This is a genomic window from Microbacterium petrolearium, assembly GCF_054782875.1.
Genome location: NZ_BAAGRQ010000016.1, coordinates 1 through 14,155, shown reverse-complemented (window position 1 = coordinate 14,155; position 14,155 = coordinate 1). Strand labels below are relative to the sequence as shown.

The 14,155-nt window shown below is 67.1% G+C and carries 16 protein-coding genes; 4 read left to right on the top strand and 12 right to left on the bottom strand.

Going from position 1 to position 14,155, the window contains the following annotated elements:
• Positions 1-24 precede the first annotated feature (24 nt).
• Genes ccsB through ACYVJ0_RS11550 form a run of 12 tightly spaced genes read right to left on the bottom strand, consistent with a single transcriptional unit; the run spans position 25 to position 10,057 of the window.
• Positions 25-1,050, bottom strand: a complete 1,026-nt coding sequence (gene ccsB / locus ACYVJ0_RS11605; RefSeq protein ID WP_292735334.1) for a c-type cytochrome biogenesis protein CcsB — start codon at positions 1,048-1,050, stop codon at positions 25-27.
• Between the two features lie 11 nt (positions 1,051-1,061).
• Positions 1,062-2,642 (bottom strand): apolipoprotein N-acyltransferase, encoded by a 1,581-nt coding sequence (gene lnt / locus ACYVJ0_RS11600; RefSeq protein ID WP_292735331.1) that lies wholly within the window; start codon positions 2,640-2,642, stop codon positions 1,062-1,064.
• A 3-nt stretch (positions 2,643-2,645) separates the two neighbouring features.
• Positions 2,646-3,584: a cytochrome c oxidase assembly protein gene (locus tag ACYVJ0_RS11595; protein WP_292735329.1), complete on the bottom strand. Its 939-nt coding sequence runs from the start codon at positions 3,582-3,584 to the stop codon at positions 2,646-2,648.
• A gap of 22 nt (positions 3,585-3,606) precedes the next feature.
• A complete protein-coding gene (locus tag ACYVJ0_RS11590) occupies positions 3,607-3,846 on the bottom strand; it encodes a TFIIB-type zinc ribbon-containing protein (RefSeq protein ID WP_071644158.1) in 240 nt (79 codons plus the stop codon).
• Positions 3,830-5,536, bottom strand: coding sequence for a cytochrome c biogenesis protein ResB (gene resB, locus ACYVJ0_RS11585; protein WP_460817970.1), 1,707 nt, complete (start codon positions 5,534-5,536; stop codon positions 3,830-3,832). Before resB ends, ACYVJ0_RS11590 begins: the two co-directional genes overlap by 17 nt.
• Complete coding sequence (locus ACYVJ0_RS11580) at positions 5,517-6,281, bottom strand: cytochrome c biogenesis CcdA family protein (RefSeq protein ID WP_460817968.1); 765 nt, start codon at positions 6,279-6,281, stop codon at positions 5,517-5,519. The genes resB and ACYVJ0_RS11580 overlap by 20 nt, the downstream gene beginning before the upstream one ends.
• The gene (locus tag ACYVJ0_RS11575; protein WP_460817966.1) at positions 6,278-6,865 is read right to left on the bottom strand and encodes a TlpA family protein disulfide reductase; all 588 of its coding nucleotides are present in this window, start codon (positions 6,863-6,865) and stop codon (positions 6,278-6,280) included. The genes ACYVJ0_RS11580 and ACYVJ0_RS11575 overlap by 4 nt, the downstream gene beginning before the upstream one ends.
• Positions 6,866-6,873: 8 nt before the next feature.
• Complete coding sequence (locus ACYVJ0_RS11570) at positions 6,874-7,209, bottom strand: DUF6804 family protein (protein WP_460817964.1); 336 nt, start codon at positions 7,207-7,209, stop codon at positions 6,874-6,876.
• Positions 7,206-7,667: a signal peptidase II gene (locus ACYVJ0_RS11565; protein ID WP_460817962.1), complete on the bottom strand. Its 462-nt coding sequence runs from the start codon at positions 7,665-7,667 to the stop codon at positions 7,206-7,208. Before ACYVJ0_RS11565 ends, ACYVJ0_RS11570 begins: the two co-directional genes overlap by 4 nt.
• A 46-nt stretch (positions 7,668-7,713) precedes the next feature.
• Positions 7,714-8,436 (bottom strand): copper resistance CopC family protein, encoded by a 723-nt coding sequence (locus ACYVJ0_RS11560; RefSeq protein ID WP_460817960.1) that lies wholly within the window; start codon positions 8,434-8,436, stop codon positions 7,714-7,716.
• Positions 8,437-8,450: 14 nt separating this feature from the next.
• Positions 8,451-9,455, bottom strand: a complete 1,005-nt coding sequence (locus tag ACYVJ0_RS11555; protein WP_460817959.1) for a flavin-containing monooxygenase — start codon at positions 9,453-9,455, stop codon at positions 8,451-8,453.
• The gene (locus ACYVJ0_RS11550; protein WP_460817957.1) at positions 9,455-10,057 is read right to left on the bottom strand and encodes a DsbA family protein; all 603 of its coding nucleotides are present in this window, start codon (positions 10,055-10,057) and stop codon (positions 9,455-9,457) included. The genes ACYVJ0_RS11555 and ACYVJ0_RS11550 overlap by 1 nt, the downstream gene beginning before the upstream one ends.
• Positions 10,058-11,172: 1,115 nt before the next feature.
• On the opposite strand from ACYVJ0_RS11550, the gene ACYVJ0_RS11545 reads away from it, so the two are divergent.
• The 4 genes from ACYVJ0_RS11545 (at position 11,173) to ACYVJ0_RS11530 (ending at position 13,535) form a co-directional block, all read left to right on the top strand.
• The gene (locus ACYVJ0_RS11545; RefSeq protein WP_292733722.1) at positions 11,173-11,820 is read left to right on the top strand and encodes a M23 family metallopeptidase; all 648 of its coding nucleotides are present in this window, start codon (positions 11,173-11,175) and stop codon (positions 11,818-11,820) included.
• 156 nt (positions 11,821-11,976) lie between these two features.
• Positions 11,977-12,183, top strand: a complete 207-nt coding sequence (locus tag ACYVJ0_RS11540) for a hypothetical protein (protein WP_292733725.1) — start codon at positions 11,977-11,979, stop codon at positions 12,181-12,183.
• Positions 12,184-12,254: 71 nt separating this feature from the next.
• Positions 12,255-12,506, top strand: a complete 252-nt coding sequence (locus tag ACYVJ0_RS11535) for a serine hydrolase (RefSeq protein ID WP_292733728.1) — start codon at positions 12,255-12,257, stop codon at positions 12,504-12,506.
• Between the two features lie 138 nt (positions 12,507-12,644).
• Positions 12,645-13,535 carry a helix-turn-helix domain-containing protein gene (locus tag ACYVJ0_RS11530; protein ID WP_460817955.1) on the top strand — a complete coding sequence of 297 codons (891 nt, stop codon included), beginning with the start codon at positions 12,645-12,647 and terminating at the stop codon, positions 13,533-13,535.
• Positions 13,536-14,155 lie beyond the last annotated feature (620 nt).

The window sequence follows — 14,155 nt, the reverse complement described above, 5'->3', positions numbered from 1 at the left end:
CGATGGCGCGGCCGGAGCGCGGGGTCAAGTGAGGCCGGAGTAGGAGTGCAGGCCCGGGAAGTACACGTTGACGACCGTGAAGTTGAACAGCACGGCGGCGAATCCGACGATGCACAGCCAGGCCGAGCGGTTGCCGCGCCAGCCGCGGGTGGCGCGGGCGTGGATGTAGCCGGCGTAGAGCACCCAGATCACGAAGGTCCAGACCTCTTTGGTGTCGAAGCCCCAGTAGCGTCCCCAGGAGTCGTTGGCCCAGATCGCTCCGGCGATCAGGGTGAACGTCCAGAACATGAAGCCGACGATCACGAACCGGTAGGCGAGCGTCTCGAGGACTTCGCCGGCGGGCAGCGTGCGCAGGAACCCGCCTCGGCGCCCTGCGGAATCGGGCGAGACGCTGGTGCGGCGTTCACGGCGGGATTGCAGCAGCTGAGTGACGGAGAGGCCACAGGCGAGGGCGAACAGGGCGGTGGCGAGGGAGGCGACGAAGACGTGGATGACGAGCCAGATGCTCTTGAGCGGATCCATCAGCGGGACGACTTCGACGTAGAAGCTGAGCGTGGCGCCGCCCAGCAGCAGGACGATCATGCCCACCAGGAACGCGCCGAGGAAGCGCAGGTCGTACCAGCGGAGGGCGAGGAGGTAGACGGCGACGATCAGGACCGTCCCGGTGAGAGCGAACTCGTACATGTTGGCCCACGGCACCCGCTCTGCGGCGATGCCGCGGGCGACGGTTCCGCCGAGCTGGAAGAGGAAGGCGAGCACGGTGAGCGCGGTGCCGATCCTCGCCCACAGCAGCCGGGGACGCTGCGAGGGCGGAGCATGGATGTCGTCCGGGTGCGCCTGGTCGGGCGGGGCCGGAGCGCTCGGAGACGCCTGGTCGACGGCGCCGACGAGGACCGGTGCGCGCTGCTGCTCCCGAACCGGGGCGGGGCGTGCGGAACGCTGTGCGAGATCGACGGTGTAGGCGACGAACGCCAGCGCGTAGGTGGCGATGGCCGTCCACACCAGTAGCAGTGAGAGGCCATCGAGGGAGAGCGTTTCTGTTCCGGGCATGGTGAGCTCCTTCATACGGACGAGTGGTTGCGGATGCGGTGGAGGATCCCGAGTGCGGTCAGGGCTCCGATGGCCCCGAGCGGGATCAGCGCGCTGATCCAGGGGCCGAGGATCGTGGCGGGTGTGAGGCCGGTGCGCAGTGGGACGGTGGTGATCGCCGCGGCGGCGGTGTCGATGGGGATGCTGGCGATGGTCGTACCGTCGGGGGCGATCACCTGGCTGGTGCCGGTCGTGGAGATGTTGACGACGGCGCGGCCGGTCTCGATCGCGCGCATGCGGGCGAAGGCGAGCTGCTGCAGGTTCTCGGCGGTGCCGCGGAAGTCGGCGTTGTTGGTCTGGAAGACGTACAGCTGCGCGCCCGCGCGGGCGCCGTCCCAGATGACCTGGTCGTAGATCACGTCGAAGCAGATCGCCAGGCCGACCCCGACGTCGTCGACGGTGACCAGGGGCGGGAGGGTGCCGGGGGTGTACTCGCGCTGGATCAGCCCGACCAGGTCGGGGACGATCATCTCGTACAGCCAGCGATCCGGCACGTACTCCCCGAACGGGACGGGATTGATCTTGTCGTGCCGCTGGCGTTCGTCGGGTTCCGGGGTCCAGAGCAGGGACGAGTTGAAGACGTCCGCTCCTCGTGCGGTCGCGGCGTTCATCAGCAGCGGAGCGTCGGCTTGGCGGACGATGCGGTCGAGCGTGGCGGCGGTGGCGGGGTCGGCGAGCGGATCGGAGTCCACTCCCCCTTCCGGCCAGGCCAGCAGATCCATCGGCTGTCCGAGCAGCGGAGCGGTCGCCTCCGCCTGTGCGGCGAGCACGTCGCCGCGTTCTCGGGTGTCGAAGTAGGCCGCCGGGCCGTTGCCCTGCACCCACCCGACCTCGAGCGTGCCCGCGGGCGATGTCGGGAACTGCGGGACGAGAAGCAGGAGGACCATCACGGCCAGGGCGGAGACGCCGCCACGCAGGAACCGCGGCCCGCCGGCGCGTGCCCATTGCACGACGCCGGCGCACATCGCAACGAAGAGGAAGGAGAGTCCCGTCACGCCCGTCCAGGATGCGACCTCGGACAGCGGGCCGTCGACGAGCGTCATCCCGATGCGCGCCCAGGGGAACCCGGTGTACGGCCACGAGCCGAGAACGACCTCCCTGCCCGCCCAGAGGCCGGCCACCAGGAGGGGAATCGCGACCAGCTGCGCCGTGCCCCGGTGCGGGAACCGCGCCGTCCACCGGTAGGCGAGCGTGATCAGGACGGCGCCGGTGCTGAACAGGATTGTCTCGAGGCCGGCGAGGGCGATCCACGGGAGGGGGCCGAGGAACTCCCCCACCCAGATCAGGTGGGTGAAGAAGAACACTCCCCCGAAGGCGGCGCCGACCAGCAGTGCCCCGCCGATGCTCCGGCCGACGAGGGTGATCAGCGCCAGAGTCACGCTGAGCAGCGCCAGCGGCCACCATCCGACTGGCGGCGAGGCGAGGCTCAGGGCGAGTCCTCCGATGATCGCGGCGGGGACCGCTGCCCAGAGCGGAAGCCCGCTCGGCGGGGAGGACGACGCCCCGCCGGCGGGCGTGGCGACGGCCGCGGCTGGTGTCAAGGTCGGGTGCATCGGTCAGGTGTCCTTCTTGCGGAGGGCATCGAGATAGGCGTTGTAGGCGTCGAGCTCGGGATCGCCGTGGGCGTCGGCGTACTTGTCGGCTTTGGCGGCACGGGCGGTGTCATCACGGAACCACCGGTGCATGACGTAGAGGAGCATGACCACGGTGGGGCCTTCTCCGTAGGACCAGGCCAGGGCGCCGGCGAGCCACTGATCGTCCAGCGGATCGATGCCCAGCGCCGTCGTGGGGCCGGCGAAGGTCTCGACGAACAGCGTCGGGCTCATCATCAGGAACACGCCGAAGAACGCGTGCAGAGCTGCTTCGGCGAACAGGTCCATCGCCCGGCCGGGGTACGTCATCCGCACCGGGAGCGGGTCGTTGGACAGGATCGGGATTGTGAATAGCACGCCGGCTGCCAGGAAGGCGATCTCGAGCAGCGGATGCCCGCCAGGGGTCTGCAGGATCGGGTCGGCGAGACCTCCAAGGTAGAAGCCGTAGAAGGACATCAGGAACAGCGGCATCGCGATCCAGGGGCTCAGCGCCCATCGTGCGATGCGGCTGCGCAGCCCGGCCAGGGCGAGGCGGAGGATCACTCGCCCGAGGCCGCGATGCGGGGTGGCGCGCAGCAGCAGTGTGCCTGGGGAGCCGAGCACGAGCAGCGGCGGGATGGCCATCATCAGGGTGAGCTGCTGGAACATGAAGACCGAGAACAGCAGGTACCCGTATCCCTCGACCGCCAGGCCGGTCACGGCGACCAGGACGATGCATCCGAGGAGGAAGCACACCGTGCGGGCGACCGACCACCGCCGTCCCTGACGCCAGAGCCGGATGGCGCCGGCCAGGTACATCACGGCCATGAGCAGACCGAGCACCGGCAGCACCGGAACCGGCGGCAGGATCGGCGTGAGGAACGCCTCCAGCGTCGGCGGTGTGTCGGAAATCCAGTCGTTCATGGCGTGTCATCGGTCGGCGGGCTCAGAAGTCGAAGAGATCGCCGAGGAAGCCCTCGCGTCGTCTCTTGCCGCCGCGGTCATGCCGGGAGCGGCGATGCTCGTCTTCGGGGTAGTCCGGGGCCTGGTAGCCGGATGAGCGGTCGATGATCTTGTCGAGCTCACCGCGGTCCAGCCACACGCCACGGCATTGCGGGCAGTAGTCGATCTCGACGCCGGAACGGTCGGTGACCAGGAGCGTCGTGCCGTCAACGGGGCAGTTCATCGGTTCTCTCCTTCTCTGGGGATGGGTCGGAGACGCCGGTGAGCGCCTCCGTGTGGGTGTCGGCGATGTCGACGACGGCTTTGCGGAGGGTGGGGTCTTCGCCGCGGGCCAGTCCTGCGTACTCGAGGCGGACGCTGTCGTCGGCCGGGTGGGCTTTGACCCAGACGCGGCGACGGGGCACGAAGAGCCCGGCGAAGAGGCCGAGCATCGCGAGGATCGAGAAGGCCAGCACCCACCCTGCGGTCGGGTCGCGCTGGATCTGCAGCGACGCGAATCGCTTGACCGGATCCTCGGGCGACGCGATCTCCCAGGTGACGGTGCCCCACCCGTTCGGCAGCTCCGCGGTCTCCCCCGGCGTCAGCTCGATGGAGTCGACTCCGGTCTGACCGCCGGTGTGCTGGGTGAGGCCGTCGGTCTCGAGGGTGTACACCGATCGCGGGGTTCCGTCGTCGATGCCGAGGTCGCCGCTGTACACGTTGAAGGTGAGCAGCGGGTTGACGACGTCGCCGTAGATGGAGGTGTAGGCGCCGGAGTCCAGCACGCCCGCGGTGGGGTAGAAGAACCCGACCAGCCCCACCTGCTCGGGCAGCCCGTCGGGGATCTTGATGATCCCGAGGGAGGTCATGTTCGAGTCCTGCGGGAGGAACGGCTGCGACTCGGTGTACACGAGCTCGCCGGTCGCGTCGCGCACGGTGATCGTGGGGGCGTAGCCGTTGCCGAGCAAGTGGATGCGGTCGCCGGCGACGGAGATGGGGTAGTTCACGATCACGCTCTCAGTCCGATCCTCCTCACCGGGGATGCGGACGGTGACGTCGGCGGAGAAGTCCCCTGCCTGCCCGGCCCCCGGCGTGCCGGGCCGCTGATACGTGACCTGGAACTCGTCGAGGGTGAGCGAGTACGGGGCGAGACCGGTCCCGTCGATGAACCGGCCGGCGTCGAACGAGGAGTAGTCGCTGAGGGCGTTGACGAAGGTGGTGCCCTCGACGACGACACGCTGGCCCGTGTAGGAGAACCCGCCTCCCAGGCCGACCGAGACGAGCACGCCGATCAGCGCCGTGTGGAAGACGAGGTTGCCGGTCTCGCGCAGGTATCCGCGTTCGGCGGACACGGAGAGCCATCCGCGGCCGTCGTAGCGGTGCACCCGGTAGCCGGCGCGGCGCAGCTGCCGCTCGGCGACGTCGACGGCCTCTCGCGCCTGGCTCACAGGGTCGGCGGCCGGGACGGTGCGCTCCTCGTAGTCATCGAGCCGGGACAGCCGCACCGGCGTGCGGGGCGGCTGGGATCGCAGGGCCTTGTAGTGGTGCTTCGTGCGCGGGGTGACGCATCCGATCAGCGAGGCGAACAGCAGCAGGTAGATCGCCGAGAACCACGGCGACTGGTACACGTCGAACAGCCCGATGGCATCCACGATCGGATAGGCCTCGGGGTTGTCACGCTGCCACTGGATCACCCCGTTGGGGTCGGCGCTGCGCTGCGGGAACAGCGATCCGGGCACCGCGGCGACTGCCAGCAGGAGGAGGAGCAGCAGAGCGGTGCGCATGCTGGTCAGCTGACGCCACGCCCATCTCGCCCAGCCCACGATCCCCAGCGCCGGCTGGGCGATGGCGGAGCCGTCGCCGTCGGCGTGGTCGTCGGGCCGGAGGGGGTCGACGGGCGCGTCGGTGGCGGTCTCAGAGCGGGAGGGGGACATTGATCACCACCTGCTGGAGGGCGGACATCAGCGCGGTCCACAGCCCGGTCACCATCAGGATGCCGAGGAGAACGAGCACTCCCCCGCCGACGATATTCAGGGTGCGGATGTGGCGGCGCAGGAACGCGACCGACCGGGACGCCCACCCCCAACCGAGAGCAAGCACAAGGAAGGGCAGGCCGAGGCCGAGCGAGTAGGCCAGGCCCAGCAGGCCCGCACGGGCGGGGTCGCCGAGGTTCCAGGAGACCGACAGGATCGCCGCGAGCGTCGGGCCGATGCACGGGGTCCACCCGACGCCGAGCGCGAACCCGAGCAGCGGCGCGCCGAGCAGCCCGGCACGGGACTGCATGCGCGGGCGGAGGGTACGCTGCGCGACGCCGAAGAACCCGATGAACACCAGGCCGAGGATGATCACCACGACGCCGAACACACGGGTCAGGACGTTCGCGTACTGCAGCAGCAACAACCCGAACGTCCCGCCCAGGATCGTCACGGTGACGAACACGACGGTGAACCCGGCGATGAACAGCGTCACCCCCAGCAGCAGCCGCGTGCGCTCCGCCGTCGCCGTGCGGGTCGAGGCGCCCCCGACAGCGGTCGCGGTCGAGGCGCCGCCCAGATATCCGAGGTATCCGGGCACCAGCGGCAGCACGCACGGAGAGACGAAGGAGATCAGACCCGCAAGGGCCGCGATCGGGATCGCGACCCACAGCGCCCCGTCTGCGACCAGATCGCCGGGGTTCACGGCGATTCCTCGAGGGCGTCGCGGACGAGGGTCGACAGGATGGATGCGCTCTGCAGCTGCCCAATGATGCGCGCGGCAACCCGCCCCTCCCGGTCGACCACGAGCGTCGTCGGAGTCGCCTGGATCGGCGTGACCTGCGCGAATGCCAGCTTGACCTTGCCGTCGTTGACGTCAATCACGCTGGGGTAGGTGACGTTGTTGTCCCGAGCGAACGAGAGCGCCGTGGCGGACTGATCGTAGGTGTTCACCCCGAGGAACGACACGCCCTGATCCTGGTACTCCTGCCACACCTCCTCGAGCAGCGGCGCTTCGACGATGCACGGCCCGCAGGCGGCGTACCAGAAGTTCACCACCAGCACCTCGCCGCGGTAGTCGTCGCTGGAGACCGTCTCCCCGGTCTCGGTGACCCCCTCGAAGACGACCGGGTCGCCCCGCTCCCCCGCCGCGATCTCCACGACGCGGAAGTCTCCGGCGATGTACCCCTTCTCGTTCCCCTCCTGGTATTGCTGCGCCAGGGAGTCGTTCGCGGAGCACCCCGTCAAGGCGATGACGCCCAGGAGCAGCGCTGTGACTGCGGCGATCATCCGGCGGATCATGTGCGACGCACCTTGATCAGTGCCCCCGCGACCAGGAAGACGATAGCTGCGGCCGGCTGCGCCGCCGCCCAGACCGGCCCCGTGAACGGGAAGGGCACGACCGGGTTCCACAGCACGAGGACCGCGACGAATACCGGGATCCACCACCATTGGCGCGCCTGCCCCGCGAACCAGGCCACGATCGCCGCGAGGATCGCTGTGACGAACAGCACCACCTGGAACAGGCCGGCCCCGGTCCACAGCGGAGCGGTGAAGAGCACCGCTCCCGCGAGCAGCCCCGGTGCGAGCGCGTTGCGCTGGAAGGTGGACGGCGTGCGTTGTTTCGCGCTCATGCGGCACCTGCTTCCACTCGTGCCGAAGGAGCCAGCTCGACCCTGCGCCGCCGGGTCCAGGTGATGCCGAGAAGGAGGATGACGCCGATGCCGAGCGCGACGTCGGCGAGGTTCCCGATGAACAGGGTCCCGTAGGCGAGGAAGTCGGTGACGTGCCCGACCCCGAAGCCGGGCGGTGAGAACAGCCGGTCGATCAGGTTTCCGAGCGCCCCGCCCAGGATGAACCCGAACGCCACCGCGAGCCCAGCCGTGCGTGCACGGAGCGCGGCGATGATCAGCCAGACCACCGCACCCGCTCCGACCAGGGTGAGCACACCGGTGAATCCAGACCCGAGGGAGAGGATCGCACCCGGATTGAACGCGAGCTGGAGACCGAACAGGTCGCCCAGGAGCGGGACACGCGTCTCCTCGCTCAGCGTCGCGAGTGCGGCCGCCTTCGTGGCCTGATCGATCACCACGATCCCCGCCGCCACAATGGCGGCGACCGCGAGGTGTCTTGGCCGGTTAGGACTCATCGGCATTCTCCGTCTCCTTCTTCTGCTGTGCCGCCCGATCCCGACGGCGCCGATCGCGACCGGCCATGAACATCAGGAGTGCTGCGCTGCCCAGGAGCGCCGCTCCCCCGGCGACGACCAGGATGGGAAGCGCATCGAGATCCGTGCTCGGTTGGCTGTGGATGTCGCCGTAGCCGGACTCGGCGGTCGGCGTCGCGGCCGGCGCCGTGGTCTCCGTGTTCTCCTCCGATGGGGATGGGCTGCTCGTCGGCGTGGGGCTGCTCGTCGGCGTCCCCGTCGTCTCCACCGTGAACGTGTACTCGTCGCTGATCGGGTGTCCGTCACTGGACACCACCCGCCACCTCACCGTGACCTCTCCGACGACCAGCTGGTCGGACAGGTTCTGCGTGACCGTCGCCTCGAGGACCTCGGGAGCGCCGTCGACGAGGCTGCTGCCGTCTTCTGCGATGACCTCGATCACCGTGGCACCCTCGAGCGTCTGTAGCTCGCCCGTGAAGGTGAGGGAGATCTCCGCCGGGGCGCCAGGTACGGTCGCGGATGCCTCGGGGTAGGTGGAGAGCAGCTCATCGTGAGCAGCGGCGGGACTCGCCGTGCCGAGAACGGCTCCGCCGATGACCAGCAGAGCAGACAGGCTGGCGGACGCGGCGAAACCACGGCGCCGCTTGCTCGACGTTCGAGAGGCCGAGAGCCTTCGGCGGCGGATGGATGTCATGAGTTCTGCTTTCTTCACGGGCGTTCGATGATGCGGCGGGCGATGGCCGTGGCATCCCGCCAGACCCCCGCGATGGTGTCGGAGCCCCTGCCGCCGTACTGGGGGATCCCGGCGACGAACAAGCCCGGTATCCCGGTCATGGCCCGCTGGGGAGGATCGATCCGGGCGCTGTCCGGCAGCCAATCGTCTCCGGGATCGAATCCGGTGGCGAGGATCACGGAGCTCGGAGTCGTCACTGTTCCGTCGACGAAGGTGACGCTGCTCTTCCCGGCCTTTGCCACTGCAGGGCAGATCCTCACCCCAGCGTCACGCAGCTGCTCGTAGCTATCCTCGAACACCGGCTCCGGTCGCGGACCTCGAGCAAGGAACTGTCTGCGCAGGTAGCGCGCTGCCGGCTGGTGCCGGCGAGGCGTGCGCACAGCCAGGGTCACCGCGTGCGAAGGCGCGAGTTCGCGAGCCAACTGAACACCGCTGTTTCCGCCGCCGACGATCAGCACATCGCTCGTAAGTACCTGACGCGGATACAAGTACTCGCTGCTATGCAACACGACTCCGGGCACCCGAAGATCCGCTACCCATGTCGGGATGCGCGGATGCGCGGATGCGCCGGTCGCACACACGACGTTGCGAGTCTGCACCTCGCCTTCCGTGGTCGACAAGTGCAGGACCGAGCCGGACCCGCGCCGCTCCACGCCTGCCGCGCGCACACCCCAGACGGTCTTCACGCCGAGATCGCCTTCGACGTAGCTCAGGTACTCGATCATCTCGTCGACACGCGGCCGACGCCGTTGGTCGCCCAGGAAGGGCAGGCTCGGCAGAGCGCTGTGACGGGCGTCGCTGAGAAGCACCATCGAATGCCACCGAGAAGTCCAGCTGCGCAGACCTGGAGACGCCCCGTCGATGACAACGAAGTCCTGCTGTGGCCTTAGCCCTCTCGCGATCAGAGCAGCAGCAACCGCGAGTCCCGCTTGCCCGCTGCCGACGACGATCGCTCGCCTATGCGACAGTCTTGTCCGCATCACTCTTCACCGTTCACCGCTGCTTCGATGGCGTTCTCGAGGTCGTCCAGCTGCTGCAACTGGAGCTGCTCGCCCTCGAGGAAGAACGTCGGCGTGCTGTTGACGCCGAGCTCCTGCCCCGCGTTGAAGTCGAACTCGACTCGTTCGAGCGTGGCCGGATCTGCGATGGCGGCGTCGTACGCGGCCATGTCCAGGCCGATCTCCTCGGCGAAACCACGGAAGAGATCAGCGCGGGATTCCTGAGCCTCGCCCCACTCCGCCTGCGTCTCGAACAGCCGGTTGTACATCTCCTCCAGCCGATCCTGCTGGGCGGCGGCCTCTGCGGCGAGAGCCGCGTTCGTCGAGTTGTAGTGGCCCGGAAGCGGGAAGTAGCGCACCACGTAGGTGATCTCCCCGGCGTACTTCTCGCGAAGATCCTCCACGATCGGGTAGAACATCCCGCAGGCCTCGCACTCGAAATCGAGGAACTCCACGACCTCGACCGCACCTTCCCCGCCGTCGTCGAGGATGTGCGAGCTGGCGTCGACGACAGCCGGGGGCTCGTCCGTCTGGCTCTCCGGTGCCTCGGGTGACGGAGTCGTCGAGCCTTGGTTGTTGATCATCACATAGATGATCGCTCCCAGCACGAGGACGACAACGAGTACTGCAGTAATCAGGATCGGACGCGCGCTGCGACCAGTGGCGCGCGGCTTTCCAGAAGGGTTCATCAAGTACTCCAAACAGGATCAAACGGCATGGAACAGGCCCCAGGCGGATACCCGGGTGCGAGGTGCCGTCCGCACAAGACGGCATGCCGAATGTCAGGTTCGGGAAAGACCCAGCTGTGTCAACGACAGTGCCCCGGTCGGGGCAACGATGATGCGTGCCGGGACGAGCGAGGGGGCAGCCCATCGAGGAGCGAGATACACGACTCCCCGTCGGCGCGAGAGCATCCGGGCGAAGATCACGAGGACGAGTCCGCACAGCACGCCGAGAGCGCACAGAGCGACCCCGACAAGGACGCCCGCTGTGCCGGCATCGGCGGCGCCTGTCAGATACTCGTCGACGGAAGTCCCGGAGTCTCCCGGAGCAACGTGCGGATCGAGGAGTGTGCTCGCCATGAGCAGTGAAGACGAAGCCCCCTCGCTCTCGGAATGTGATGCACCCGCTGCCCCCAGAAGCAGGAGGAGAGCCAAACCGACTGCCGTAATGATCCTCGTTATCAGAAGCTGCTCGCTGAGCACCTTTGAGGGTTGCACTTGAGTCGAGGACATCATCCCTGCAAGGGTACCGTGCCGACCTTTTGAGTCTCCTCTACGGCGGCGGAACCTGCTCTATAAGCAGATGCTGTGAAGACGCATCCCGATTTGACCTGAGCGAATCAGACTATCTACCGTTACAAATCAGTAACGATCGGGGTCTGCGATCGAGATGAGCATTCTGCTCCGCCGGAAGGATCACCATCATTTCAGGGCTACCCGAGCACGCATCCGTAAAGGCGTCGACGTCGTCGACAGACCCTGGCTCCCCTGATCGCCCCCTCCTTCGTCGCGATCTCCGTCGCCAAGGCCGCCCGAGGTCGCAAGAAGCCACCGCGACCCGCCAAGCCCCCGTCATCCCGTGGCACGGACCTGAAGCCCATGTACCAGTAGCGTCTGCGACACCTCCCCGCCGCCCACACGCCCTGAGCCCGTGGGCACAAGCGAAGGCGATCGGAGCCGCCCTCGCCGTTAGCGTGATGATCACCGGCGCTGCCCTTCCGGGAACATCCGACGCGGAACCAGAGCAGGTCGAGGCAGCGGTCACCGTTGACGCACAGTCCTACACCGCAGGAGAAGACATCCGCGTCGAGGTCCTCCCTCGCGGAGACTTCTCCGCAACGACGGAGGAGGAGATCGCCGCGTCTCGCGCCCAGGCGATCACAGCCGCTGTCGCGTCCGGCCGGCCCCTCTCGACAGCTGTAAACCTGCCAACAGCTCAACAGGTTCTCATGCCGTTGACATCCGGCACCTACTCCCTCAGCGACGGGTTCGGCGCCTCACGTCCGGGTCGCTCGCACATGGGTCAAGACCTCGCGGCGTCAGTCGGGACGCCCATCTATGCGGCTGTCGAAGGCTGTGTTTCGCTCTCAACCGAGAGCAACAGCGGCTACGGCGTGAGCATTCAGATCGAGAGCCTGCTCAACGGAGAGACGGTCAGCACCCTCTACTCACATCTGAACAATGGGACCCGCGCGGTGGAAGTCGGGGACTGCGTTGCTCCCGGCCAGTATCTCGGCGACGTCGGCTCAACCGGCTACGTCTTCGGATCCTGCCTGCACTTCGAGGTCCACATCAACGGCCGACCCATCGATCCCATGCCGTGGCTCAGGGAGAACGTGGAGTGAGATGAGTTCGGCTCCGGAGGCGGACTGAAAAAGCGACCTACTGAGGTCGCACAGCGCGTCGACGGCCGTAGGGAGGAAGGATGATCCGCCCGAGGCGTCCCTCCTCAGCGGCCGCAGCGCATTACCGGGCCACTCCCCATCTCGTACATTCGCGGCGTGGCCTATGTCGGCAAGCTCGAAGCCAACATCTCGCAGAAACAGGGCAGTGTCCAGCAGGATGCGAGACACTATCGGGAATGTGGAACCCCCCTGGTGCCGCAATTCAGGTGGTGGCCTTCATGTTTTCTCGGCTGGGATGACCCCGGGAACGAGAAGACGGTCTGGGACTACTGCCTCACCGTGCTGCGCCCCTATCTGAACTGACCCAACACACCCCACCTGAGCGGACATATCAACGGGCAACTCTTCATCGCCCAATAGAAAGTGAGCACGCCATGACTAGAGAAGGTGGCGCGACCGATTCAGTCGTCGGCATCAGAGAACTGTTCGAGAGCAAGGTCACCAGCAGCCAAGAGCTGGGCGCGTCGATCGCGCTCGATATCGACGGCCAGCGGGCTATCGGTTTCTGGGGCGGCTACCGCAATCCCGAGCGGGCCACCCCCGGGAATCGTGAGACTATCGTGGACGCCTTCCCGACTACCAAGCTCGTAACTGCCCTGGCAGTGCTCGTGCTCGCCGACCGCTGATGGCGCGCCGTGCGCAGCTTCGCGGCTACGCGAGAGGACTTATTCGAGACCAAGCACGACCTGCCGCTCCCTCCGCCCCTCGGGGTTACGGTCTCCTACCCAGCGATTCAGATACCAGGTGACATCGCGGCCATCGAGATGGTGCGCACGATCCCCTCAAGCCGTACCGTTTTCCGGCATGCGAAGGTGATCAACGTCGTCGAGGGCTCTTGCGTCTTCGAAACCGCTGAGAGCAGGCACGTCCTGCACCCAGGCATGTCGCTGGCACTCGGCACCGGCAAGTGGTGCCGAGTTCGGCCATCGCCCACAGTACGCTTCTGGGCCGTCTACTCCGACGAACGGTTCTGGCGCACCCAGATGGCATGGTTCCTCCCCGATGCAGAGCGAGTGGTCGCAGGAGTGCACCCCCTCGAGTGGGACGGCCGCGCGATCATCCTTGCACCGGGTATTGCTGCGCTGCGGCAGGTCGAGCCGCTATGGCGACAGATGAGCGTCCTGCGTAGCGGGACCCATTCGCCCGAAGTCGTCGCGACTCACACTCTCGAGCTTCTCGCACGATGGATGCGGCTGCTACTGCCAACTTTTCTTGATGAAGGATCCGACACCCCCACAACACCGTGGACGCCCATCAATGGACGACTGACCGACACCGGATCTATCGGCTATATCGGTCGAGCGATCCAGTTGCTTCGCGGGCGTATCGCAGAGCCGTGGACCGTTGGAGCACTCTCACGAGAACTCTCACTTTCACGGACCCACCTGACCCGTATGTTCGTACAGCACGCCGGCGCCGCCCCAATGCGCCTACTCACTGAACTCCGGTTGACCGAATTCGCGCGGCTCATCGAAGAAACAGACATTTCCGTGATGCGTGCCGCGAGCGAAGTCGGGTGGAGTGACCCGCGCGTCGCATCCCACTGGTTCCGCCGCCGCTACGGCATCACGCCGACACAGTACCGACGAACACCACACACGGTTCCTGAAGATCGACAAGGCCACGCTATCTCTGTCAACGACTCAGCTCGGTGACTCGACGTCATTGTCCCAACGAACTTTCCCACCAGGTTCGCGGAGAGTGCTGTCGACGGGTCACCTCGGCCTCTCCTACCGCTACTCGCCGCATGAACCGTGACTCTCCACGAATGGCCCACGTTCGTCATGTGCATCTCGACGGATGCGCCGCAGGCCAGTAGACCGGACCAGACACGTCGGGTTCGTTGTGGAGCCTGACGGTCGGCACACCGTCCGCCATCCGTCCTCGCTCCGCTGATCTCCCCGGCGCACCTCATGGTCGCAAGGCCGTCCGCATCTTGCGGGAGACCTGGGAAGGAGTAGCGCATGGCTATGGAGGCGATACGGGACGAAGCTCGCACGACCTGCCACGGGTTCGCGAAGGTCATGACCAACTTACGCCAGCGGCGGTCGGCCGAAGCTGGGGGCCGCGAGTTCGCTGCGGCATGTCCACTGGCGGAGGCGGTGACGGTCGAGCATGAGCGAAGAGCAACACTCATGGCAGACCCGTCGCCAGTGGAGTCCCGCATAGTGGTGTAGCGCGCGGTGGTCTGGCTCGTCGTTCCTGACGTAGACGCGGTCACCGTGTGATCCTTCGAGAAAGCTCTCTACTTCTCACTCGAATGGAGTCATCACGA